We start from the raw sequence: 23,033 nt of genomic DNA on the forward strand, positions 1-23,033 counted from the left end.
CAAAATGAAGATAAACCATGGATCGCATCGACAGCCTGAAAGCCTTTGTTGCCGTCGTCAGCGAGGGTTCCTTTGCCCGCGCCGCCGAAAGACTCGATCTGAGCCCGCAGCTGGTCAGCAAATACGTGTCGCAACTTGAAGCGCATCTGAATACCCGCCTGTTTAACCGCACCACCCGTCAGGTCAGCATTACCGAGGCCGGCAGCGCCTGTTTTCAGCGCGCGCAGCAGATACTGGCCGATATGGATGATCTGGAAAATCAGCTCGGCGAGCTGCAGAACACAGCGCGCGGCGTATTACGCATCAGCGCGCCGGTATCTTTTGCCATCAGCCATCTGGCAAAACCGCTGACCGAATTTCAGGCGCAATGGCCGGATGTGCGCATCGATCTGCAACTGAACGACCGCAAGGTGGATATTATTGAAGAAGGTTTCGATATTGCCCTGCGCATCGGCCGCCTGCAAAGCTCGTCACTCATTGCCCGGCACATCGCACCAATAAGACTGGTGACCTGCGCCTCGCCGGACTATTTAAAACAGTACGGAACCCCACAAAGCCGCGCAGAGCTGAAAGACCATCGTTATCTGCATTACAGCTACGCCTCGGAAGAAACCATTCTGGTGCCCGGAGCCGGTTTAAGCGGCCAGCTTAACAGCGCCTTTCAGGCGAATAACGGTAATGTATTAACCCAGGCCGCCATTAACGGCGCAGGCATTGTGGTACAGCCCACCTTTATTGCCGGGCCGGCGATACGGGAAGGAAAACTGCAGGTGATTTTACAAGGCTCAGAACCCGCCCCCATCGGCCTGTATGCGGTGTATGCGCACCGCCAGTTATTATCCGGCAAGGTGCGCAGTTTTCTCGACTTTATCAGCGATTATTACGGCGACATGCCCTACTGGGATGATTTTTCCTGACGGCTGAGCCAGACCTCCAGCCCCTGCGCATTCAGCCGGGCATCGGTCGCCAGCCAGCGCCGGCGGAGTGCGTCATCCAGCGCCGGGTTCAGCTCCTGCGCACGGGCCATCAGCCAGTCAAGAATGGCAGCGGCCATACGCTCAACCCGCCCTTCTTTTTGCTCTTTTTCGGCGTTAGCAATAGCCACAAAAGCATCCAGTGACGCCAGCAGTTGCGCCACATTGGTGTTATCAGCAGCAACCGGGCCGTAATGGGTGAGATACACCGCCGCAGGTTCCAGCGCGGCAATCCGCTCAATACTGGCGCGCATCGCTTGCGGATCAAAATGCACCGGCGTGGTGGTGACAAACAACAGCACACCACCCTCTGCGGTATCAAAAATACGGTACGACACACCAAAAGTATCGCCGCTGAACAGCGCATTACTCAGCGAATCGTGAATGCACACATGGTGCAGCGCATGCCCCGGCGTATCGAAAAAAGTAAAGGTACGGCCATTAAAATTCAGTGTAAAACCCTCGGCCGCCTCAACCACCCGTTCTGCGGCCACCGGAATTAACGCACCGTATAATTTGCGGTAATTGTCTTCGCCGTACACCGCCATCGTGCCGGCTTCGAGTTTTTCCGGATTAATCATATGCGCTGCACCGCGCGGATGAACCACCAGTTTCGCGTTCGGACATTTCGCCATTAACGCCCCGGCACCGGCTGCATGATCAAGGTGAATATGGGTAAGAATAATCCAGTCCAGATGCTCCGGCGTTAACCCCTGTTCGGCAATCGCCGCCAGTACATGCGGCACCGTATGCGCGGTGCCGGTTTCGATTAATGCCAGGCGGTCGCCCTGACGGATTAAATAAACACTGGCCAGACCGTGCGCAACGTAATCGGCGTCGATCTGCATAATGCCTGCAGCATGCTGAATCATAGAGTTCTCCTGGTAAACATCGCTGGCGCTGGGGCGCAGACTAAACAACAGCGGCACAGCACACCATGCCACATTGGTTGACTGCAAAAGGGTTTGGCGGCGCTTAAACACCGGCGGTTTCCAGCGTCTCCAGCAGCACCAGCGCCTTTTCGCAAAAACGGATGTGCTCGCGCTCCGTGGCCAGGCCGGATTGCAGAATCAGATATTGCAGTTGCTCGGCCGCCGATAATTCACGGCCGGTGAAATCGCGCTGTTCAATGTTTTCATACAACGCCAGCTGCGTGCGGTGCCGGGCCAGTCTGTGCAGCAGATCATTCTCAACCCCGGCGCCTGTGCCCAGCGCCGCTTCCGCCCTTAAACGCACCATCAGGGCATCGCGCAAAGGTGGCGGCTCATCTGTCTCAGCCACCCAGCGTTTAAGTTCCTGCTCCCCCGCAGGCAAGACCTCGTAGCACCGCTTCCGGCCACGCGCGCCCTCTTCTGCGCTTGAACGGACCCAGCCAGCGGCCTCCAGCTTGCCCAGCTCTTTGTATATCTGCTGATGCGTCGCCGGCCAGAAGAAGCCGATGGAACGCCCGAAGCGCCGCGCCAGATCCATGCCCGAACAGGGCTGTTCCAGCAACGAGGTCAGTAACGCATGAGGCAGTGACATAGGTAACTCATCCAGGGATTTTCAACGCAGGATAATGCCTTTATGCAACAAGTTGCAATTAAAGACGCCTGTGAGTATAAAGATGCAACTAATTGCATAAAAGGATCACCGTGATGACCTCGACGCTTTACCCTCACCTGCTTGCGCCACTGGATCTGGGCTTCACCACCCTTCGTAACCGCGTGCTTATGGGCTCCATGCACCTCGGGCTGGAAGAAGTTGAACATGGCTTTGAGCGTATGGCCGCCTTCTACGCCGAACGGGCCCGTGGTGGCGTTGGTCTGATCGTAACCGGTGGTATTTCACCGGATGAATACGGTGTTGTTTTTCAGGGTTCAGCCAAGCTGACGACCGAGGAAGAAGCCGAACATCACCGCGTGGTCACAGACGCCGTGCACGCCAATGGCGGCAAAATTGCCATGCAGATTCTGCATACCGGCCGCTACAGCTACCAGCCGAACCAGATAGCCCCCAGCGCCTTAAAAGCGCCGATCAACCCTTTCGTACCGCGCGAACTGAGCAACGACGAAGTTCTGCAAACCATTGATAACTTCGCCCGTTGCGCCGGCCTGGCACAGAAAGCCGGCTACGATGGCGTCGAAGTGATGGGCTCCGAAGGCTACCTGATCAACCAGTTTATTGCTGCCCGCACCAACCATCGTGACGATGAATGGGGCGGCAGTTACGAAAACCGCATCCGCTTCCCGATCGAAATTGTGCGCAAAGTGCGTGAACGTGTCGGACCGGAATTTATCATCCTGTACCGTCTGTCCATGCTCGATCTGGTCGAAGGTGGCTCAACCCTCGACGAAGTGATCCAGCTGGCCAAAGCCATTGAAGCGGCCGGTGCCACCATCATCACCACCGGCATCGGCTGGCACGAAGCGCGTGTACCGACCATTGCCACCAAGGTGCCACGTGCGGCGTTCGCCTGGGTCACCAAACAACTGATGAGCGCCGTGAACATTCCACTGGTCACCACCAACCGCATCAACACGCCGGAAGTGGGCGAACAGATACTGGCGGACGGCTGTGCCGACATGGTGTCGATGGCGCGTCCGTTCCTGGCCGATGCTTTCTTTGTTGAAAAAGCCGCCCAGGGCCGCGCCGACGAAATTAACACCTGCATCGGCTGTAACCAGGCCTGTCTCGACCAGACCTTCGCCATGAAGATCACCTCCTGTCTGGTCAACCCACGCGCCTGCCACGAGACTGAAATTCCACTGCAGGACACCACCGCCGCCAAACGCATTGCGGTGGTCGGCGCTGGGCCTGCGGGTCTGAGCTTTGCCGTTACCGCCGCCCAGCGTGGACACCAGGTTGAGTTGTTTGATGCCGGCAGCCAGATCGGTGGGCAGTTCAACATCGCCAAAACCGTTCCGGGCAAAGAAGAGTTCTACGAAACCCTGCGCTACTTCGGTAAGCAGATCGAACTGACCGGGGTAAAACTCAACCTCAATACCCGCGTTAGCGCAGACGATCTGAAAGCCGCAGGCTTCGACGAAGTGGTACTGGCAACCGGTATTGTGCCGCGCACACCACCCGTGCCGGGCATCGACCACCCGAAAGTCATGAGCTATCTCGACGTATTGCGTGACCGTAAGCCGGTCGGCAAAAAAGTCGCCATTATCGGCGCCGGTGGTATTGGTTTTGATGTGGCTGAATTCCTGACCCACGAAGGCGAAAGCGCCAGCCTCAACACCGCCAAGTTCAATCAGGAATGGGGCATTGATACCAGCTACGCCACCGCCGGTGGTCTGAAAGCACCCGAAGTGGAAATGCCGCCGCGTGAGATTTTCCTGCTGCAACGTAAGCAGAAAAAACTGACCGGGCCGGGCAAAACCACCGGCTGGATTCACCGCGCAGGGCTTGAAGCACGCGACGTAAAACTGATGCCGGGCGTCAGCTATGATCGTATTGATGATCAGGGCCTGCACATCACTGTTAACGGTGAAGCCAAGGTGCTGGAGGTCGATAACATCGTCATCTGTGCCGGTCAGGAATCGGAACGCAGTTTATTTAACGAACTGCAGGACAGTGGCCTCAGTGTTCACCTGATTGGTGGTGCCGACGTTGCCGCTGAACTGGATGCACGCCGTGCGATTGATCAGGGTGTGCGTCTCGCAGCAAAACTCTGATGCTGCCCTGCCCCCTTATCTTTTTTAAAAGATAAGGGGGCAAATCATAAAGTGCGTTTATACGTAATGTTCTGCACTTCATTACATCCGCCTGATCTTCTCTGCGGAAACAGACGCCAATTCAGACCGGTCTGGCCGTACCATAATGAATAAAACGTATAATCTGCGGTAATATTCGTCACCGTAACCGCCTTTATAACGGCCCCCGACAATAATAAAACGATGACACCGCCATGACTCTGAATATAAACAACGCGCCTGCACTGCAACTCTCGCCGCGGCAGAAAATACTGTTCAATATCGGAGCCTTTGCTCTGCTGCTGACCGCGACGGCCTTAACCATTATGGCTTTTGTTGGTTTTGATCAGGTGAAGCTTAACTACCTGAACTGGGTAGCCCCATCCGTTGACCTGACGGGTTTTTATCTGCTCTGGACAATCAACCTGCTGTCCGCATTAAGCATAGCGATTTCGGGATTTTTGCTGCTGAAACAGCGCCGCTATTCAGCCTGGCTACTGGTTCCATTGGCCATCTTCGGGTTATGGTCAGAGACTACCAGTCTTGTAGCGCTGCTGCCGCTGCTGTTTTCTGGCGTGAGTCAGGAAGGTGAGACGAATAAATAGCTACAACGTCAATTAGGGGCGTTGGAGGGAAGCAGCGTTCAATTTTATTCTCAGTCGCTTTTTGCAACCTGAAAATCGTAAGCCTTTGTTTTAATTAGATATTACACGCCCAGATTTTACGCGATTACAGATACAGTGGTGAGATACTTTGTTGGCTCTGCGCAACTCAATCAACCAACGAGGCTGCGCCCGATAAAAAGTTCTTTCAGCGAATATTTAGCACAGGTAGTATGCTTTTAAACATTTGAGCGAAGATAATAACAATGAGCAAAAGAGCACTCGAATATTTTGATATCTTAGCCGCGAAAAAAGCCTACAGCGAAGGTGGCAATATCACCAGCCTTCTTCGCCAGCAGAAAAATTCAGACACAAATACAGCCGAAATAATAGAAGCCGCATACGATCTGCAAGCAGGCTCCTACATCCGTTATGTAGAAAATAATCTCGAAACATCCGCTCTCTATTCGGCTGAACTTGCACACATTCTCAGCCAATATATTAAGCCCAACAGCTCTTTGCTTGATGTTGGCACCGGAGAACTGACCACATTAAGTCTGTTACTCCCTGAACTAGAGCAAAAGCCAGATAATGTGTTCGCATTCGATATAAGCTGGTCGCGAATCCATAAAGGAATCTGTTTTGCCCAAAAAAGCATGGGGGAAGATTTTCAGCTTTTAACGCCATTTGTCGGTGAAATTGGTGAAATTCCACTGCTTGATAAATCCATAAACATTACAACATCAAGCCATGCCCTGGAGCCAAACGGAGGGAGAGTCAAAGAGCTAATAGAAGAGCTATTCAGAGTCACTATCGACAAACTTGTTTTATTTGAGCCTTGCTATGAAACCAACAGCAAAGAAGGCAAGGAAAGAATGGACAAACTCGGATACATTAAGAATATCGATGGTATCGTAGAAGAACTGGGTGGAGAGGTCATTGAGAAAATAGCCCTCAACAGTATCATCAACCCATTAAATCCAACCACCTGCTTCGTTATCAAAGTGCCGACAAATAGTATCCAGCCGAACAATACGGCGGATTCCATTTTTTCTGTACCGGGAACTAATATCCCATTACAACAGGAAGATAACGTCTACCATGCAAGCCAAACAGGCCTTTCCTACCCTATTCTGAAGAACATTCCAGTACTGAAATCCAATTGCGCAATATTAACAACCGCACTGCTTGATTAAACCAGCGTCATTGCAGCCGCTCATCTGAGTGGCCTTTACCTGCTCTGCGCAATCAACCTGCTGCCGACATTAAGCATGGATTTTTACTGCTGAAACAGCGCCGCTATTCCGTCTGTCTGATAACTCCACACGCGTTACTCTGACTTGTTAATACGGGAAAGGAAGTGAGTGCAGCAGGCTCTGATCAGCGTTTGCTCCAATCTCTGGAAACGGGCCTTATACAGAAGGTAAAACATACCCGCGCAGCGGCTACAACTCAGAGCACCACCACTCCCACCACCAAGCCACAGGCACTACCACGCAGAACGTGGGAGCGAGTCGTTCAAAGCACCACCGCCAAGCAGCAGGCACTACCACGCGGAGCGAGCCGGTGCGTGGGAGCGAGCCGGTGCGTGGGAGCGAGTCACTCCCGCCACCAATAAAAACGGCAGCCGAAGCTGCCGTTTTTATTATCCCGTCATGCGACAAGCACTACCACACAGAGCGTGGTAGCGAGCCGTAAACCTGTCGGATTATTCCCATTGACTCAGGGCATCCCTGCTGTTCGGCCTGCGGCCAAACTGAAGCTTGCCCAAAACATCTGTCCTGACGCTTTGTCAACGAATGGAGTAAACCTGCCGGTTTACTCCCATTCTATCGTCGCTGGCGGCTTGCTCGACACATCGTAGGTCACGCGGGAAACATGCTCGATTTCGTTAATAATACGGTTCGATACTTTTTCCAGCAGCTCGTACGGCAGGTGCGCCCAGCGGGCCGTCATAAAGTCGATGGTTTCTACCGCACGCAGAGCGATAACCCACTCGTAACGGCGGGCATCACCCACCACGCCCACGGATTTCTGCGGAATAAATACCGCGAAGGCCTGGGAGGTTTTGTGGTACCAGTCGAAGTTATGCAGCTCTTCAATAAAGATGGCATCGGCTTCACGCAGGATGTCGGCGTATTCTTTTTTCACTTCACCCAGAATACGAACACCCAGACCCGGACCCGGGAACGGATGACGGTAAACCATATCGTATGGCAGACCCAGTTCCAGACCGATTTTGCGTACTTCGTCTTTAAACAGTTCGCGCAGTGGTTCAACCAGTTCCATCTTCATATCGTCCGGCAGGCCGCCAACGTTATGGTGGGATTTAATCACGTGGGCTTTACCGGTTTTGGAAGCCGCCGATTCAATCACGTCCGGATAAATAGTGCCCTGGGCGAGGAAGTTTACGTCGGTCAGTTTGGTGGCTTCTTCATCGAATACTTCGATGAATTTACCGCCAATGATCTTACGCTTGGCTTCAGGCTCAGATACGCCGGCCAGTGCATCGAGGAACAGCGCTTCGGCATCGGCACGGATAACACGTACGCCCATGTTTTTGGCGAACATATCCATAACCGCGTCGCCTTCGTTCTTACGCAGCAGACCGTTATCAACGAACACACAGGTCAGCTGGTCGCCGATAGCTTTGTGCAGCAGCGCGGCAACCACAGAAGAATCGACACCACCGGACAGGCCCAGCAGAACTTTCTGCGTGCCCACCTGAGCGCGGACTTTTTCGATCTGATCTTCGATGATTTTTGCTGGTGTCCACAGCGCTTCACAGCCACAGATTTCCAGTACGAAATGTTCGAGCAGACGCTTACCCTGCAGGGTGTGGGTTACTTCCGGGTGGAACTGTACGCCGAAGAAGTTTTTCTCGGCGTGGAACATACCGGCAATCGGGCAGCTTGGCGTTGAAGCCATCAGCTCGAAGCCTTCCGGCATGCGCACCACTTTGTCACCGTGACTCATCCAGACGTCAAGCAGTGCTTTACCGCTGGCGGCGTCGACATGGTCTTTGATGTCATGCAGCAGACGGCTGTTACCTTCCACCGCAATCTGGGCGTAACCGAATTCGCGGATGGTGGAGCTTTCTACCTTGCCACCCATCTGTTCGGCCATGGTCTGCATGCCGTAGCAGATACCCAGTACCGGCAGCCCCATGTTGAACACGACTTCCGGTGCGCGTGGCGAACCAGCTTCGGTAACCGACTCAGGGCCACCGGCCAGGATAATACCGGTCGGGTTGTATTCGCGGATTTCCGCTTCGTCCATATCCCAGGCACGGATTTCAGAGAACACACCAATTTCGCGCACACGACGGGCGATCAGCTGGGTGTACTGTGAACCGAAATCCAGAATCAGGATACGTTGAGCATGAATGTCTTGAGACATAACTAATTCCCGTAAAACGAAAGCGGGGATGCAGTGCATCCCCAGAAAAATCAAAGCCCGCCGGTGTTAACCCAGACGGTAGTTTGGCGCTTCTTTGGTAATCTGCACATCGTGCACGTGGGACTCTTTCATCCCTGCGGCCGTAATGCGCACAAACTGTGGTTTGGTACGCATTTCATCGATGGTGGCACAACCGGTATAGCCCATGGAGGCACGTACGCCGCCCATCAGCTGGTGCACGATATTAGTCAGCGGACCTTTAACGGCGATACGGCCTTCGATACCTTCAGGTACCAGTTTATCGGCACCGGCTTTTTTGTCCTGGAAGTAACGGTCAGAAGAACCCTGCGACTGATCCATGGCGCCCAGCGAGCCCATACCACGGTAAGACTTATAAGCACGGCCCTGGAACAGTTCCACTTCACCCGGTGCTTCGTCGGTACCGGCCAGCATAGAGCCAACCATAATCACGCTGGCACCGGCGGCAATGGCTTTGGCGATATCGCCGGAGAAACGGATACCACCGTCGGCAATGACCGGAATACCGTATTTTTCCATCGCTGCGGCAACGTTAGCCACGGCGGAAATCTGTGGTACACCGACACCGGCAACGATACGGGTAGTACAGATAGAACCCGGGCCGATACCCACTTTCACACCGTCGGCACCGGCTTCAGCCAGCGCAATCGCCGCTTCGGCGGTGGCGATGTTACCGCCAACCACCTGCACCTGCGGGTAGTTTTCTTTTACCCAGCGCACACGGTCAATAACACCGGTACCAAAGGCATTGGAGGTGTGGCCGTGGGCAGTGTCCACCACGATCACGTCAACACCGGCTTTAACCAGTGCAGCAACACGTTCATCGGTACCGGCACCGGTGCCCACCGCAGCGCCGACCAGCAGACGACCCTGGTCATCTTTGGCAGCGTTCGGGTAAGCGCGGGCTTTATCGATGTCTTTTACCGTCATCAGACCGGCCAGTTTGCCTGCGGCATTCAGCACCAGAATTTTTTCGATACGGTTAATGTGCAGCAGATTCTGAACTTCCTGCTCGCTGGTGCCTTCCTGAACGGTAACCAGCTGATCTTTAGGAGTCATTACGCTGGCGACGGTAGCGTCGAGATTTTTCTCAAAACGTACGTCGCGGCTGGTCACAATACCCACCAGCTCATCGCCATCCACCACCGGCATACCGGAGATGTTGTGCAGCTGAGTCAGCTCCAGCAATTCACGGATGGTGGTGGTGCTTGGCACGGTGATAGGGTCTTTAACCACACCGCTTTCGAATTTTTTAACCTTGCGGACTTCCGCGGCCTGTTCTTCGATGGTGAGGTTCTTATGTACGATACCCAGACCGCCTTCCTGCGCAATGGCAATAGCCAGACGGGCTTCGGTTACGGTATCCATGGCGGCAGAGATCAGCGGGATGTTGAGCTGAATGCCACGGGTCAGGCGGGTTTTCAGGGTAACCTGATTGGGCAGAACTTCGGAATAACCGGGAACCAGCAGCACGTCATCAAAGGTGAGTGCATCCTGAGCGATTCGCAACATAAAGTGCCTTCCAGAACGAGGGTATGGGAAAGGCGCAGCATTATAACGAAAGCTCAGGGAGCGGTAAACGCCGGACAACGTTGAGTTTGCAGGAAACTGAAGGTTGCCTCACGCAGATCAGCAAAGGCAAAGGAGGCAATGTGCGGTCCGCGGCTGTCGAGCCAGCATAGCGCTGGTGCGGCGCCAGCCTGTTGTGGGTCCTGCTGCGCGCCCGGCTGCGCACGTTTAGCATTCATACGGGTAAAAATTTCGCGCCCCTGTTGATAGGGAATTACCTGGTCATCCGCGCTGTGCATAATCAGCGTCGGGATCGTAATATCGGCCGCATAATCTTCCGGGTCCCAGTCGGTGGGTACCAGAACGGTAAAGGGCCAGATCAGCCAGCCAATAAAATTACTGCTCATCGCATGGCGGGCAACCGCACCGAAACCGGTAAAAGGGGCATCGAGAATCAGCGCCTGAATCTGGTATTCATCCTGTGCTCGGGTAACAAAATTAATCGCCAGCGCCGCACCAATACTCTGCCCTAATACAACCAGCTGTTTATCCGGATGCTGCGCGCGCAGCCATTGTGCCGCAGCTTCGATATCCTGCAGTACATCAGGCATCAGTGCCTGCCCTTCGGAGGCACCAAAACCGCGGTAATCCAGTGCCAGCACGCTGACGCCCTGCTGCGGTAACCAGTAAATACTGCGGCTGTGGCTGCTGATATTCTCAGCATTGCCGTGCAGATAGAGCACCATAATGCCGCTGTCTTCGCCCTGCGCCGGTAACCACCAGCTGTGCAGCCGGGTACCATCATGGGCGCTCAGCATGACATCGTCATAAGGCAGAGGAACGTCGGCTGGCGTCGCAATCCACACTTTTTGCGGATAGAAAAACAGGCCGGTGGTCGCCGTGCAGCCGCCCAGCATCAGCACAATAAGCAGTGCCGGTGCCAGACTGATGGGTCTGCGTAATACCCGCACCAACCGCGCCATCAGAAATACCATTGCATACCAGCAGAGACTTCACTGACACCTGCGGTGCCGGCGCCGGTGGCAAACAACTGACGCTCGGCTTTTATCCGCAACTGCAGATTCTGCCCCAGCGCATAACCACCTTCGGCACGCAGGCTGCGACGCACGGTGTCGTCGCCGACATTCAGTGGTTGCCAGTTGGCTTCGATCTGCGCCTGCACCTGCTCGTGCTGCAACAGCCAGCCCGCGCGCGGACCGAAGCTGAGCTGGTAGCCATCTTCAAACTGGTTATCCGCCAGCAACTGGGTTTCTGCCAGACCATACCAGCGCCCGAATGCAGTCTCGTAAGCCCGGCCAAAGGCCACTTTTAAATAGCCATGTAGCTCGGCCTCAGCCCCCAGAAAACGCTCGGCACCGGCGGTTACCGCCCAGGCTACCGGACGCTGAAAATAGGTCTGATGACTGAGCGACAGCACATCCACCACTTTAAAGCGCTGCAGCTTAACGCCTTCATCTTCCCAGACACGCAGATCCCACTGCCCCATCTGAATCTGTGAGCCGGGCACAAAACCGGACGGCAGATCGAGAATATCGTGATAGGCAATACGCCAGCTCAGATCGCTGTAGGCCTGAGTCTCACCAAATGCACTCACCTGCCCGCCCCAGAGACCGGCACGGGAAGTGAGATGGCCCTGATCATCACGCACCGCAGGCATTGGCACATCGGCAAAATCCGCCGTCGCCGGACGCTTGGCCCGGGCAGACAACAGCGCCAGCGTGCGTTTACGCAACACCGGGCTGGCCTGCTTTTTCTTAATTGCCAGATAACGGGCATAAGCGTGACTGAGCTCCAGTGCACGCACCTGATCCTGTGCATTTAAAGCGGCGATCAGGCTTTCGATATCCTCGTCGCTGTCGACCAGCGCCTGCGCCGCAGCCAGTACCTCGTCATTCACCTGAGTGCTTTTAAATTCCATATCACTGGCGGCTGAAGGACGGTATTCGGTATTTTCCACCAGATCGTTTTGCCATAACGCGCGGATGGTATCGACCGGCACAGCTTTATAGGTAAAAGCCTCGGCTAAATCGGCACGTTCTGAACTGGCATCGAGTAATGCCAGCAGACGGTAAGAACAGTTTTCATCGAAGAAAAAATAATCGTAATAGGTGTCTTTGGTTTCCCAGATGTGGCGCACAAACTGGTCAACTTCGGCTTTGCTGAAATTCAGTCGGTATTCCCACACATCGCGGTATTCCATGTGCTGATATTCATTGGTTTTTACGTAGTACGGCATCACCGATACCACACCGGGGTAACCACCGCTTAAACCTTTATAACTGAATACCAGCTCGTTATCGGTGGGGTCGGCATTGGCGGCAAAATTTACGCTGTAAGCCAGCAATTTGCTGCGCGAATCGTCGGCGCGGTCCATACGCACCAGCGTGTGGCCATACATCGACGATGGAGAATTAATATGGGAAGCGGGAAAAATAAGGGTTAATGCATGGGCGTCGAGTTCGTCGCGCCATTCTTCAAATTCCGGACAACGCTGATCGCTGAATGCAACCTCCGGCAATTGTTGTTTTAACCAATGATAACGGGCAGGAAACTGACACTGCGCCGATTCATTATCCGCCTGACTGGTTTGTAAAAAAGCGTTCAGGTCGGCTTTTAATTCCGCCGCCGGATCTTCTTTGCCATCGGTCGCCAGAAAAAATTCCGGACTGTCATTCTGGCTCAGATAACGCCCCCTGAGCGGGTGAAGACGATAATGCAGTAAATGCGCCCATTGTGGTTTTTCAGCCAATGATTGCAATGTGCCCTCATCTGGCAGAGATGTTGCTCCAGCACGCGCTGCGAACGATGCAGCCATTAAAAATCCACAAAGCCCCAGTATCCCTGACCAGCGCATAGCGTTATCTCTCCTTCTTTGTTAATGCATAAAATTCAGACAATAAAAAAGCGCGCCGGGGCGCGCTTTTTTTTCAATACCGGAAATTAACCCAGGTATTTCTGCAGAGCAGCGTCTTGTGCCATTGCAGAAGTCATAGCTTCATAAGCAGTAGCAGAAGTAGCGTCAGCGTTGAACATGCTGTCGAAGTTAGACTGCATGGTACGGTTGAAAGCAGCAGAATCCTGAGCTTCAACACCGATTACTTCAGCCAGAGCAGCCAGAGTTTCGCCCTGACCTTTAGCAGCGTCCAGAGCCAGCTGATCCATGTTGTCTTCCATGAACGCCTGAGCCAGTTTCAGAGGGCCGTTAGCGCCTTCACAACCCAGAGTACCGGAAGTCATACCGAAAGTTTGGTTACCGGAAGTACCGTTGGTGGTAGCAGCCAGTACGTGCTCGTGCCATTCGTTAGCATCCGGGAATACAACTGCAGTACCCAGACCACAACCAGCCAGGTCGTTACCAGCGAAAGCCAGTGTGGAAGAAGAAACCAGAATTGCACCTGCGATAAACTTTTTCATGGGCTATATCCTTGTGTCAGCCTATTTAAAATTTGATTCAGCTTGCGCTGAAGTCGTTAACACTAGCGCGTTATAACCATTCTGTCTATGCCATCAATAAGGATTAAAGTTTAATAGTGAACCCGTGCACATCCTTGATACACAAAAGAAAATCTCTGGCCAATACGGTCTGAGCGTGGCAACCTCTGAACACATCCTACAGCCGATATCTTTCACTTTTGTGCAAGCCAACAATATTTTCACCGTCAGCCAGCTGAACCAGCGTGCCAAACAATTACTGGAAGTTTCTTTCGCCAACGTGCGCGTTGAAGGAGAAATTTCTAATTTGTCACGCCCGTCTTCCGGTCACTGGTACTTCACCTTAAAAGACAGTGGCGCCCAGGTACGTTGTGCGATGTTCCGCTCGCGTACGGCGATGCTGAAATTCATGCCGAAAGAAGGCGATAAAGTTGAGCTGCGCGCCAAGGTCAGTCTGTATGAAAACCGCGGCGACTATCAGCTGATCGTTGATGCTATGAAGCCCGCTGGTGAAGGCGCCTTATTGCTGGCCTTCCAGCAGCTGAAAGACCGCCTGGCCATGACCGGTCTGTTTGACGACAAGTACAAACAGCCCATGCCCTCAGTGCGCCGGGTTGGCATTATCACCTCCCCGACCGGGGCTGCCATTCATGACATGCTGACCGTATTCCGCCGCCGCTGCCCGGCGATTGAAATTGATATTTACCCGACCCCGGTACAGGGGCGTGACGCCACGGCACACATTGTTGCCGCCATTGAGCGTGCCAACCGTGATAATAATGTCGATCTGCTGATTATTGGTCGCGGTGGTGGTTCTCTTGAAGATTTATGGTGCTTTAACGAAGAGGCCGTGGCCTGGGCCATTCATCATTCGCGTCTGCCGATTGTCAGCGCAGTGGGCCATGAAGTGGACTTTACCATTGCCGACTTTGTCGCCGATGTTCGGGCACCAACTCCGTCAGCCGCCGCCGAGCTGCTCAGTCCGGATCAGAGCCAGCAGATTCGTCAGATCCAGCTGATCCACCAGCGCCTGCAGCGTGGAATGCAACGCCAGTTACAACAGCAACAGCAGCGCTTGCTGCGTATTCAGCAACGCCTGCGTGCACCGGGACGCCTGTTGCAAAACCGGGCACAACATCTTGATCAGCTGGAAATCCGCCTGCAGCGCGCCCAGCAACAGGATCTGCAGCAGCGTTATCACCGCCTGCAGAAACTGCAGCAGGCACTGGTGCATCAGCACCCGCAACGCCTGTTGCGTGAACGCCAGCAGCAGGTCGCATTACTGGAAAAACAATTTACCCGTCTGATTCAGCAACGGCTGACCCAGCGCCAGCAGCAACTCGCTGCTCAGGCGCATCTGCTGAACAGCCTGAGTCCGCTGAACGTTCTCGGCCGTGGTTACTCTATAACCCAGCAAACCGATGGCCGTGTACTGCAGCAGGCCGATACGGTAACACCCGGTGAGCGCATTCACAGCCGCCTGCATCAGGGCTGGCTGGAGTCGGAAGTGATTGCTGTTCATACAGAACCGGCGGCCGGGCAAAACAAAGCGCCGAAGAAGCCACGCTCCCGCAAATCGCCTGCTGCCGGTAAAACCACTAAGGACTGACCATGCCTGAGCTGATTCATAACACAATGCAGTTTATCGCCTCGCTGTTCGCCGCCACCGCCATCCACAGCGCAGCGCCTGCGGCAACGGCGGATCTGCTGCCGCTGCAGCACAGCATTCCCGGCGGTCTGATGGTGATTCCGCTGACTGATGCCGTACAGGCACCCGAGGTTACCTTCAATAAGCAGCAGGTCATGGTGCTGCGCCCGGATGAGCAACAGCCCTGGATGGCGCTGGTCGGCATCCCGCTCAGCCAGAAAACAGGGCCCGCCAGCATTAACAGCGGCGATGAACAGATCCGCTTCGAGGTTCGTGATCATCCTTACCCGGAACAGCATCTGACGGTAAAAAAGAAGCATGTAAACCCCAGCGCCGCCGAACTGGCACGCATCCGCAAAGAACAGGCACAGATGGCCAGGGTATACACCAGCTTCAGCCCGGCGCGTCCATGGCAACCCATGGCCTGGCCAGTCAGTGGCACGATGAGCAGCGCCTTCGGCCTGAAACGTTTTTTTAACGGAGAGCAACGTAGCCCGCACAGTGGGCTGGACATCGCGGCCCCTACCGGCACGCCCATTCTGGCGCCAGCCGATGGCAAAGTAGTGCTGACCGGCAATTTCTTTTTTAACGGTAACAGCGTCTTTATCGACCACGGTCAGGGGCTGATCAGCATGTTCTGCCATATGAGCGCCATTGACGTGCAGGAAGGTGATGAAGTCAGCGCCGGTAGCCTTTTGGGCAAAGTCGGCGCTACCGGCCGTGCTACCGGCCCTCATCTGCACTGGACCGTCAGTCTGAACAATGCCCGCATCAATCCTTTGCTGCTGATGTCACCGCTGCGCGGTGGCAATCTGCTGTCGGCGGCCGCTAACGGAGGCCATCATGGCGGATAAAAAACACCCCGGCACCGCTGGTTTACTGCCGGTTAAAGGCAGCGGCTGTGGTATCCGCCCGGACCCGGATGCACTGAATGACGATACCGGCTTTGATTTCAGTGCCGCCCGTCAACTGTTGCAACAACAGGATGAACACAGCACGTCCTCCCCCGCTGAAAAGAGCAGCAGCCATCCGGATACACCCTCGCCGGTAAAATAGGCCGGCAATTACACCTTCCGATAAGCCCGCCGGCGGACGATAGCTGTCTATACTCAGGGAAGTTCCGTTTCTGAAAGTCCGTCATGATCAAAAAAATCTCCGTCGACCAGCTCAAGCCAGACATGTATGTCTCAGATCTGAACTGCGACTGGATTCCTCATCACAACTATCAGAAAGAAGGCCGCATCCCCGACCAGAACATGGTTGACGAAATCCGCCGCCGCGGTATCCGCGAGGTGTATATCGACACCAGCCGTGGTCTGGATGTCGGCGATGATGCCCTGACCGCCGCCGAAGTGGAGCGGGCCAACCAGCAGGCGCTGGACAAAGCAGCCGCCCTGAAACCCGATCAGACAGCCCGCAGCGGTGTGCAGGAAGAACTGCTGAAGGCGAATAAGATCCACACTCAGGCCAAAGGTCTGGTCAGCAACGTATTAAAGGATGTGAAGCTGGGCCGTGCCATCGATGTCGGAGCCTTCGACCGCCTGGCCGATGGCATGGTCGACTCGGTGCTGCGCAATCACAACGCCCTCGCCTGCCTTGGCCGTATCCGCGAAAAAGACAATTACCTGCTCGAACACTCCATCAATCTCGCCGTTCTGATGGGCATCTTTGCCAAAAGCCTGAAGATTGACCGTGAGACCATGCACCAGGCGGTGGTTGGCGCCATGCTGCATGATATCGGCAAAGTGATGATCCCCGATGAGGTGCTGCATAAACCCGGCAAACTGAACGACGATGAATTCGCCATTATGCGCAACCACGTGGTATTCAGCCGCGAGCTGCTGAAAAAGACACCGGGGGTGAGCGAGCTGACCATTAAAGTCGCCGCCCAGCACCACGAGCGTATTGATGGCAGCGGCTACCCGGAAGGCCTGCACGACTGCGATATCTGCCGCGAAGGAAAGATGTGCGCCATTGCCGATGTCTACGATGCCATCACCGCCGACCGTGTGTATCACAAAGGCTTGCCACCGACGATGGCACTGAAAAAACTGCTCGAATGGAGCGGCACCCACCTTGACCAGACACTGGTACACCGCTTTATCCGCTCAATGGGCATTTATCCGGTGGGTTCGCTGGTGAAGCTGAAAAGTCAGCGGCTGGCGGTGGTGATTGAAGCCTCCGAAACCGATCAGCGCCTGCCATTGGTAAAGGTTATTTATAACACCAGCAGTCAGCGTTATCTGCCGGTTGAGATCATCGACCTGAGCAAACCGACCACTCAGGACGAAATACTGCAGGCCGTAGACCCGGCCCGCTTTGGTATCCGCCTGAACGACTTTATCGCCTGAAACAGAACCCACACAGCATCAGCTGCTGCGTTCTTCTTCCGCCTGCCGTTTGGCTCCCAGCAATTCGATTTTGGCCAGCACTTCAAGCGGTGCCGGTGGCGCTTCCTGCAGTTCATCCGGCTCATTTTTCAGACGCGCGACGGCCTGCAGCATGCTCGCTAATGAACGCACCCGGCCACCCTTCAGCACCGCAATGCGCGCCAGCGCTTTGGCATGTAAACGGCCATCGACCAGAAAACGGTGCTCCATATAGAAATACTTACGGTCCCAGTGCAGCACCCGGCTTTCCACATCCACCAGCGCCAGCGGTTTGATCTCACGCACAAAGGTTAAAGTCTGGCTGGCCAATACCGAGCGCCAGCCCTTGCGTACAAATAATGGGCCGGTGCCCAGGCGCAGAAAAAACTCGGTGCGCGCCAGATCCAGCCAGGCCGGATAACGGGTATTGGTTAAATGCAGATTCAGATCGCAGTCCCAGGGCAAAACGCGGAAACGGGTGTGAAACACATCCAGCGCGGTTGCCGGTTTGGCCCAGGGACGGCGGGCAAACATCAGGGCCGAGCGCAACATCTGGCTCATGCTTTGCCTTCGCCGGATTTGGCGTTCAGATCAATCTTGCGCATCAGACCTTCCTGTGCAACCGAAGCCACCAGCTCGCCCTTCTGGTTAAACAGCTGACCGCGACAGAAGCCACGCGCACCACCGGCATTAGGACTGTCGATGGCATACAGCAGCCATTCATCCATACGCAGCGGACGGTGGAACCAGACGCTGTGATCAAGGCTGGCCACCTGCATGTCTTTCTGCGAGACCGATACCGCATGCGGGTGCAGCGCTGTGGTAATCAGGTTGAAGTCGGAGGCATAAGCCAGCATGGTGGCGTGCACATTGGGGTTATCGCCCATGGGCGCATCGGCCTTCATCCAGGCGTATTTCACCGGTTCTTTTTTCTGTGGCGCAAAAATATTCACCGGGTCGAGCACACGGATTTCAATCGGCTGGTCGGCGGTGTAAATATCGCGAACCCGCTCCGGGAAGTAATCGCGGAACATGCGCGCCAGCTCCAGCTGCGACGGAATACCCTCCGGGCCTTTGATATCGGGCATCGGATTCTGATGCTCAAAGCCCGCTTCCGGATGCTGGAACGAACACATCATGGTCAGAATCGCCTTGCCGTTCTGGCTGGCTTTTACCTGCCGGGTGGCAAAACTGCGGCCATCGCGCAGTACATCCACTTCAAATTCAACGCTGTCGGTCACCGTACCGGGACGCAGAAAATAAGCATGCAGTGAGTGTGGAGCCCACTCGCCTTCAGTCAGCGTCTGAATGGCTGCCGATAAACTCTGCCCCAGCACCTGACCGCCGAACAAATTACGGAAGCCCAGATCCTGGCTCTGACCACGGAAACGGTTTACGCCAATGGCTTCCAGCTTTAACAGCTCAATCAATTCTGCCAATACATTGCTCATACTAAACCCTGCCTTAACGGGCGGACGCGGGCGGATGCTGCTGCCCTGACGCCACCTTTTCTTATTAAAATCATCGCTGGCGGGCACTGTTGACCGGCCTGACCAGCGTCTTTCTGTTTGTTAATGTTTCACACAATACGGATTCAGTACGGCGACACATTGGCCGCCGTGACATCCTCTGAATGAAGCCCTGATTGGATAAACCAATCATCCATCTGCGTCTTTATCTCACAACATGGCAGTCTGGCCCAGTGCCGCATCTGACAACCAGACCTGCTAAAAGGCTGAAATTGCCATTCCCGGATCATTTGGGGGAGATTATCCGTGCCTGAGCGGCGACAAAGCGGCATCCTGAGGTTAAAACCGGCATCCTGAGGTTAAAAGATGCACAATAGCGTGCAATCCGTATAATACGCGGCCTTTTTGCAATGGGATTTTGCCTCCGCCCGCATCCGCAGATGCAACGCGATCCGGGGCCAAACCCGCGTAAACAACGATACACAGGCACAATGCACCCGACTTCCGCACAACCCGATTTCACACAGGCGACCTATGCAACAGCGTGACCCCTACCAGCACCATGTAAACCCCGAGCATTATGCCGAGCTGCTGGAGGTAAAAGCACAGCGCCTGCGCGATCTGTTTGCCGACTTTAATCCGCCGTCATTACAGGTGCATGCCAGTGCCCCGAGCCACTTCCGCCTGCGCGCGGAATTCCGTCTGTGGCACGATGGCGACCGTTGTTTTTACGCCATGTTTGAGCCGGGCGATAAGAGCAAAGTCTATGAAGTGCGTGAATTTCCCATCGCCTCGCATCTGATTAACGAATTAATGGTCCGCCTGCTGGAGGACATCCAGCCGAACGAGCTGCTGCGCCGCAAACTGTTTCAGGTCGAGTTTTTAACCACCCTGAGCGGTGATGCCTTAATCACACTGATTTATCACAAGCCATTAGGTGATGAATGGCGCGCCGAAGCCGAAGCACTGCAGGCCCGTCTGGGCTTCCCGATTGTTGGCCGCTCACGCAAGCAAAAGCTGGTACTGGAACGTGACTATGTGAACGAAGCCCTGCAGGTGGACGGCAAAACCCTGCACTACCGCCAGATTGAAGGGGGCTTTACCCAGCCCAATGGCGAGATGAATCAGCAGATGCTGAGCTGGGCCCGTTCTGCCGCCGCTGAGATTAACAATAGTGATAACAACGGCGAGCCGTCATCCGACCTGCTGGAGCTGTATTGCGGCAACGGTAATTTCTCCATGGCGCTGGCCGATACTTTCCGCCGCGTACTGGCGACCGAAATTTCCAAAACCTCGGTCGCGGCCGCCCAGGTCAATATTGCCGATAACCAGCTTGATAACGTCGTGATTGCGCGTTTATCCAGCGAAGAATTTGTGCAGGCCCTGCGCGGCGAACGCACCTTTGAGCGGCTGTCCGGCGTCGATTTAAGCAGCTACGATTTCCGTACCGTACTGGTCGATCCGCCACGCGCCGGGCTGGATGATGAATCGGTGAAACAGGTGCAGGGCTACGACAATATTATTTATATCTCCTGTAACCCCAATACCCTTTACGACAACCTGCAGGTGCTGTGCAACACCCACGAGATCAAACGCTTTGCGCTGTTTGATCAGTTCCCCTATACCGACCATATCGAAACCGGTGTGGTCCTGACCCGGAAAAACCCTTCATGAACAGCACCGCATCTTCATCCTTCAGTCAGCTCGATCTGCCTGCCAGCCAGTTGCAGAATCTTGAGCGCATGGGCTACAGCCAGATGACGCCGGTACAGCAGCAGACTCTGCCGGCGGCACTGGCCGGTCAGGATATTCTTGCCCAGGCCAAAACCGGCAGCGGTAAAACCGCCGCCTTTGGTCTGCCGTTATTAAGCAAAATTAATCCGCGCTTTTTTGGTGTGCAGGCGCTGGTCCTGTGTCCGACCCGCGAACTCAGCACTCAGGTGGCGGAAGAAATCCGCAAGCTGGCACGCTTTCAGGCCAATATTAAAGTGGTGGTGCTGTGTGGCGGTGTGTCTATTGGCCCACAAATCGGCTCGCTGGAACACGGTGCACACATCGTGGTTGGTACTCCGGGGCGGATTAAAGATCACCTGCGCAAAGAAACCCTGAAAATTGATCAGGTACAGACACTGGTGCTGGACGAAGCCGACCGCATGCTCGATATGGGTTTTACCGACGATATTCATAATATTGTGGCGCACACCCCGGCCAACCGTCAGACCCTGCTGTTTTCGGCCACGTATCCGGAAAACATCAGCCAGTTAAGTGCCGAATTTCAGCACAACCCGCTGAATGTCAAAGTCGAAGCCGTGCATCAGAGCAACAGCATCGAGCAGCATCTGGTCATCTGCGAACGCAATGAAAAAGAACAGGCACTGGCACGGGTATTAAGCCACTTTGGTATTCAGCAGGCCGTGGTGTTCTGCAACACCAAACAGGCAACCGAAGAAGTCACCCAGATATTGCGCGATATGGGGTTTATCGCCCTCGCCCTGCACGGCGATCTGGATCAGCGTGACCGTGATCAGGTCTATGTGCAGTTCAAACAGAACAGCACCAATTTTCTGGTCGCAACCGATGTCGCTGCCCGTGGTCTGGATGTCGATGATCTGCCAGCGGTAATTAACTACGAATTACCGCGCGACCCGGAAGTCTATGTACACCGTATCGGCCGTACCGGCCGTGCCGGTAAAGAAGGTCTGGCAATCTCTATTGCTACCGAACGCGAAGACTACAAACGCGCTGCCATTGCCGAACAACAGGGCCGCGATATTCCACTGCTGCCAATCAGTGAACTCAGCGATGTGATGCTGCAGGCAGAAAAACCGGCCAACGTCAGCCTGTGTCTGGCGGCGGGTCGTAAAGATAAACTGCGCCCCGGCGATATTCTCGGCGCCCTGACCTCACCCGGCGGTATTGCCGGCAGTGCTGTCGGTAAAATTGAAGTGCTGGATTACGCCGCTTATGTTGCAGTCCAGCGCGATCAGGCCAGAATCGCCCTGAATCATCTGCAGAAAACCCGCATAAAAGGCCGCGCCATTAAAGTACGCCGGGTTTAAACGGCGGGTAATAAGAGAAAAATACGGCTGCCGGTGCAGCCGTTTTTTTATGGCTCAGAAAACAGTGTCTGTAAAAATCTGACGACTGACCGCAGCAGGATAACGCTGTTGTTAAATCCTGTTGTTAAATCCTGCTGTTAAACCCTGTTGTTAAACCCGGTTATTGATAAGATACTTTGCGGCAATAACCGTTATAACACTGCTGAGTACTCCACTATGCTGCCTGACGCTTCATTTCTGCATCCTCTGTCGCTCCAGGCTGCGACAGACACCGATGTACCGGCGCTCTGTGCATTAATGAATCTGTGTTATCGCGGCAGCGAAGACGGTACTGAAGCGCAATTACGGGGCTGGACTTCGGAAGTCGGTCTGGTCGCTGGTCAGCGTATTCAGCCCGACGATTTACAGGCCTTTATTCATCGTGCGGATGTGAATTTTTTCTGCATTAAAAATAATGCCGACATTATCGCCTGCTTTTCTCTGATACAAAAAAAATTACAACCACTGGAAAGCCAACAGGTAGTGGCATGTGAATTCGGCAGCTTTGCCGTACATCCGCACTATCAGGCACAGGGACTGGGTAAGCAGTTACTATCCTGGGGCGAAGCCTTCGCCTCTGATCTGAATTGCACCGTCATGCAGATGCAGGTACTGGCACCCCGGGAAGATTTAATTGCCTATTATCAGAGACGCGGATATCAGCTGACGTCCTCACGGGCTCCTTTCCCCAAACAACTGGCGGTCGGTACACCATTGCAGAATGACCTGAGTCTGGTGCTGATGGAAAAAGACATTTCTGTACGGAGTTAGGCTGTTTGCAGAGCCGGAGTGC

The 23,033-nt window shown here is 54.5% G+C and carries 20 protein-coding genes; 11 read left to right on the top strand and 9 right to left on the bottom strand.

Translation table 11 applies throughout. The features are described 5' to 3' along the window. Positions 1-17 precede the first annotated feature (17 nt). Positions 18-917 carry a LysR family transcriptional regulator gene (locus HUF19_RS10330; RefSeq protein ID WP_260996579.1) on the top strand — a complete coding sequence of 300 codons (900 nt, stop codon included), beginning with the start codon at positions 18-20 and terminating at the stop codon, positions 915-917. Here the strand turns inward: HUF19_RS10330 and HUF19_RS10335 are convergent. Both HUF19_RS10335 and HUF19_RS10340 read right to left on the bottom strand, forming a co-directional pair. Next, positions 896-1,846, bottom strand: a complete 951-nt coding sequence (locus tag HUF19_RS10335) for an MBL fold metallo-hydrolase (RefSeq protein WP_260996580.1) — start codon at positions 1,844-1,846, stop codon at positions 896-898. The two genes, HUF19_RS10330 and HUF19_RS10335, sit on opposite strands and share 22 nt — an antisense overlap. Positions 1,847-1,949: 103 nt before the next feature. Next, complete coding sequence (locus HUF19_RS10340) at positions 1,950-2,498, bottom strand: PadR family transcriptional regulator (RefSeq protein WP_260996581.1); 549 nt, start codon at positions 2,496-2,498, stop codon at positions 1,950-1,952. A gap of 113 nt (positions 2,499-2,611) precedes the next feature. On the opposite strand from HUF19_RS10340, the gene HUF19_RS10345 reads away from it, so the two are divergent. The 3 genes from HUF19_RS10345 (at position 2,612) to HUF19_RS10355 (ending at position 6,452) form a co-directional block, all read left to right on the top strand. Next, the gene (locus HUF19_RS10345; RefSeq protein WP_260996582.1) at positions 2,612-4,636 is read left to right on the top strand and encodes an NADPH-dependent 2,4-dienoyl-CoA reductase; all 2,025 of its coding nucleotides are present in this window, start codon (positions 2,612-2,614) and stop codon (positions 4,634-4,636) included. A 233-nt stretch (positions 4,637-4,869) separates the two neighbouring features. After that, complete coding sequence (locus HUF19_RS10350; protein ID WP_260996583.1) at positions 4,870-5,259, top strand: hypothetical protein; 390 nt, start codon at positions 4,870-4,872, stop codon at positions 5,257-5,259. A gap of 263 nt (positions 5,260-5,522) precedes the next feature. After that, positions 5,523-6,452, top strand: coding sequence for a class I SAM-dependent methyltransferase (locus HUF19_RS10355; protein WP_260996584.1), 930 nt, complete (start codon positions 5,523-5,525; stop codon positions 6,450-6,452). 622 nt (positions 6,453-7,074) lie between these two features. Here HUF19_RS10355 and guaA read toward each other — a convergent pair. From guaA to HUF19_RS10380, 5 genes are all read right to left on the bottom strand, one after another. Then, positions 7,075-8,655: a glutamine-hydrolyzing GMP synthase gene (guaA, locus tag HUF19_RS10360; RefSeq protein WP_260996585.1), complete on the bottom strand. Its 1,581-nt coding sequence runs from the start codon at positions 8,653-8,655 to the stop codon at positions 7,075-7,077. A gap of 66 nt (positions 8,656-8,721) precedes the next feature. Continuing rightward, on the bottom strand, positions 8,722-10,206 hold the full coding sequence (gene guaB / locus HUF19_RS10365) for an IMP dehydrogenase (protein ID WP_260996586.1): 1,485 nt from the start codon (positions 10,204-10,206) through the stop codon (positions 8,722-8,724). A gap of 53 nt (positions 10,207-10,259) precedes the next feature. Continuing rightward, positions 10,260-11,186, bottom strand: coding sequence for an alpha/beta hydrolase (locus HUF19_RS10370; protein WP_260996587.1), 927 nt, complete (start codon positions 11,184-11,186; stop codon positions 10,260-10,262). Next, positions 11,186-12,982, bottom strand: a complete 1,797-nt coding sequence (locus tag HUF19_RS10375) for an Lnb N-terminal periplasmic domain-containing protein (protein WP_260996588.1) — start codon at positions 12,980-12,982, stop codon at positions 11,186-11,188. Before HUF19_RS10375 ends, HUF19_RS10370 begins: the two co-directional genes overlap by 1 nt. Positions 12,983-13,164: 182 nt before the next feature. Next, a complete protein-coding gene (locus HUF19_RS10380) occupies positions 13,165-13,638 on the bottom strand; it encodes a DUF3015 domain-containing protein (RefSeq protein WP_260996589.1) in 474 nt (157 codons plus the stop codon). 205 nt (positions 13,639-13,843) lie between these two features. Between HUF19_RS10380 and xseA the strand changes: the two genes are divergently transcribed. The 4 genes from xseA (at position 13,844) to HUF19_RS10400 (ending at position 17,655) form a co-directional block, all read left to right on the top strand. Next, positions 13,844-15,265 carry an exodeoxyribonuclease VII large subunit gene (gene xseA / locus HUF19_RS10385; RefSeq protein WP_436317766.1) on the top strand — a complete coding sequence of 474 codons (1,422 nt, stop codon included), beginning with the start codon at positions 13,844-13,846 and terminating at the stop codon, positions 15,263-15,265. Positions 15,266-15,267: 2 nt separating this feature from the next. Continuing rightward, entirely contained in the window at positions 15,268-16,158 is an 891-nt protein-coding gene (locus HUF19_RS10390) for a M23 family metallopeptidase (protein WP_260996591.1), read from the top strand. Next, a complete protein-coding gene (locus HUF19_RS10395; RefSeq protein ID WP_260996592.1) occupies positions 16,148-16,360 on the top strand; it encodes a hypothetical protein in 213 nt (70 codons plus the stop codon). The genes HUF19_RS10390 and HUF19_RS10395 overlap by 11 nt, the downstream gene beginning before the upstream one ends. An 83-nt stretch (positions 16,361-16,443) precedes the next feature. Continuing rightward, entirely contained in the window at positions 16,444-17,655 is a 1,212-nt protein-coding gene (locus HUF19_RS10400; protein WP_260996593.1) for an HD-GYP domain-containing protein, read from the top strand. An 18-nt stretch (positions 17,656-17,673) separates the two neighbouring features. On the opposite strand, the gene HUF19_RS10405 is transcribed toward HUF19_RS10400, so the two are convergent. Both HUF19_RS10405 and HUF19_RS10410 read right to left on the bottom strand, forming a co-directional pair. Then, on the bottom strand, positions 17,674-18,234 hold the full coding sequence (locus HUF19_RS10405; protein WP_145470489.1) for an acyl-CoA thioesterase: 561 nt from the start codon (positions 18,232-18,234) through the stop codon (positions 17,674-17,676). After that, entirely contained in the window at positions 18,231-19,124 is an 894-nt protein-coding gene (locus tag HUF19_RS10410; RefSeq protein WP_260996594.1) for an acyl-CoA thioesterase, read from the bottom strand. Before HUF19_RS10410 ends, HUF19_RS10405 begins: the two co-directional genes overlap by 4 nt. 552 nt (positions 19,125-19,676) lie before the next feature. Between HUF19_RS10410 and trmA the strand changes: the two genes are divergently transcribed. The 3 genes from trmA (at position 19,677) to HUF19_RS10425 (ending at position 23,011) form a co-directional block, all read left to right on the top strand. Continuing rightward, positions 19,677-20,816, top strand: coding sequence for a tRNA (uridine(54)-C5)-methyltransferase TrmA (gene trmA / locus HUF19_RS10415; protein ID WP_260996595.1), 1,140 nt, complete (start codon positions 19,677-19,679; stop codon positions 20,814-20,816). Continuing rightward, positions 20,813-22,201, top strand: a complete 1,389-nt coding sequence (gene dbpA, locus HUF19_RS10420; RefSeq protein WP_260996596.1) for an ATP-dependent RNA helicase DbpA — start codon at positions 20,813-20,815, stop codon at positions 22,199-22,201. The genes trmA and dbpA overlap by 4 nt, the downstream gene beginning before the upstream one ends. Positions 22,202-22,417: 216 nt before the next feature. Continuing rightward, positions 22,418-23,011, top strand: coding sequence for a GNAT family N-acetyltransferase (locus HUF19_RS10425; protein ID WP_260996597.1), 594 nt, complete (start codon positions 22,418-22,420; stop codon positions 23,009-23,011). The last annotated feature ends 22 nt before the right edge of the window (positions 23,012-23,033 follow it).

It is taken from the genome of Thalassolituus hydrocarboniclasticus, assembly GCF_025345565.1.
Taxonomy (GTDB): domain Bacteria; phylum Pseudomonadota; class Gammaproteobacteria; order Pseudomonadales; family Oceanobacteraceae; genus Venatoribacter; species Venatoribacter hydrocarboniclasticus.

Excerpts from the sequence above, each read along its gene's own strand:
- HUF19_RS10330 (WP_260996579.1), top strand. The coding sequence starts at position 18 with ATGGATCGCATCGACAGCCTGAAAGCCTTTGTTGCCGTCGTCAGCGAG.
- HUF19_RS10335 (WP_260996580.1), bottom strand. The coding sequence starts at position 1,846 with ATGATTCAGCATGCTGCAGGCATTATGCAGATCGACGCCGATTACGTT.
- HUF19_RS10340 (WP_260996581.1), bottom strand. The coding sequence starts at position 2,498 with ATGTCACTGCCTCATGCGTTACTGACCTCGTTGCTGGAACAGCCCTGT.
- HUF19_RS10345 (WP_260996582.1), top strand. The coding sequence starts at position 2,612 with ATGACCTCGACGCTTTACCCTCACCTGCTTGCGCCACTGGATCTGGGC.
- HUF19_RS10350 (WP_260996583.1), top strand. The coding sequence starts at position 4,870 with ATGACTCTGAATATAAACAACGCGCCTGCACTGCAACTCTCGCCGCGG.
- HUF19_RS10355 (WP_260996584.1), top strand. The coding sequence starts at position 5,523 with ATGAGCAAAAGAGCACTCGAATATTTTGATATCTTAGCCGCGAAAAAA.
- guaA (WP_260996585.1), bottom strand. The coding sequence starts at position 8,655 with ATGTCTCAAGACATTCATGCTCAACGTATCCTGATTCTGGATTTCGGT.
- guaB (WP_260996586.1), bottom strand. The coding sequence starts at position 10,206 with ATGTTGCGAATCGCTCAGGATGCACTCACCTTTGATGACGTGCTGCTG.
- HUF19_RS10370 (WP_260996587.1), bottom strand. The coding sequence starts at position 11,186 with ATGGCGCGGTTGGTGCGGGTATTACGCAGACCCATCAGTCTGGCACCG.
- HUF19_RS10380 (WP_260996589.1), bottom strand. The coding sequence starts at position 13,638 with ATGAAAAAGTTTATCGCAGGTGCAATTCTGGTTTCTTCTTCCACACTG.
- HUF19_RS10390 (WP_260996591.1), top strand. The coding sequence starts at position 15,268 with ATGCCTGAGCTGATTCATAACACAATGCAGTTTATCGCCTCGCTGTTC.
- HUF19_RS10395 (WP_260996592.1), top strand. The coding sequence starts at position 16,148 with ATGGCGGATAAAAAACACCCCGGCACCGCTGGTTTACTGCCGGTTAAA.
- HUF19_RS10400 (WP_260996593.1), top strand. The coding sequence starts at position 16,444 with ATGATCAAAAAAATCTCCGTCGACCAGCTCAAGCCAGACATGTATGTC.
- HUF19_RS10405 (WP_145470489.1), bottom strand. The coding sequence starts at position 18,234 with ATGAGCCAGATGTTGCGCTCGGCCCTGATGTTTGCCCGCCGTCCCTGG.
- HUF19_RS10410 (WP_260996594.1), bottom strand. The coding sequence starts at position 19,124 with ATGAGCAATGTATTGGCAGAATTGATTGAGCTGTTAAAGCTGGAAGCC.
- trmA (WP_260996595.1), top strand. The coding sequence starts at position 19,677 with ATGCAACAGCGTGACCCCTACCAGCACCATGTAAACCCCGAGCATTAT.
- dbpA (WP_260996596.1), top strand. The coding sequence starts at position 20,813 with ATGAACAGCACCGCATCTTCATCCTTCAGTCAGCTCGATCTGCCTGCC.
- HUF19_RS10425 (WP_260996597.1), top strand. The coding sequence starts at position 22,418 with ATGCTGCCTGACGCTTCATTTCTGCATCCTCTGTCGCTCCAGGCTGCG.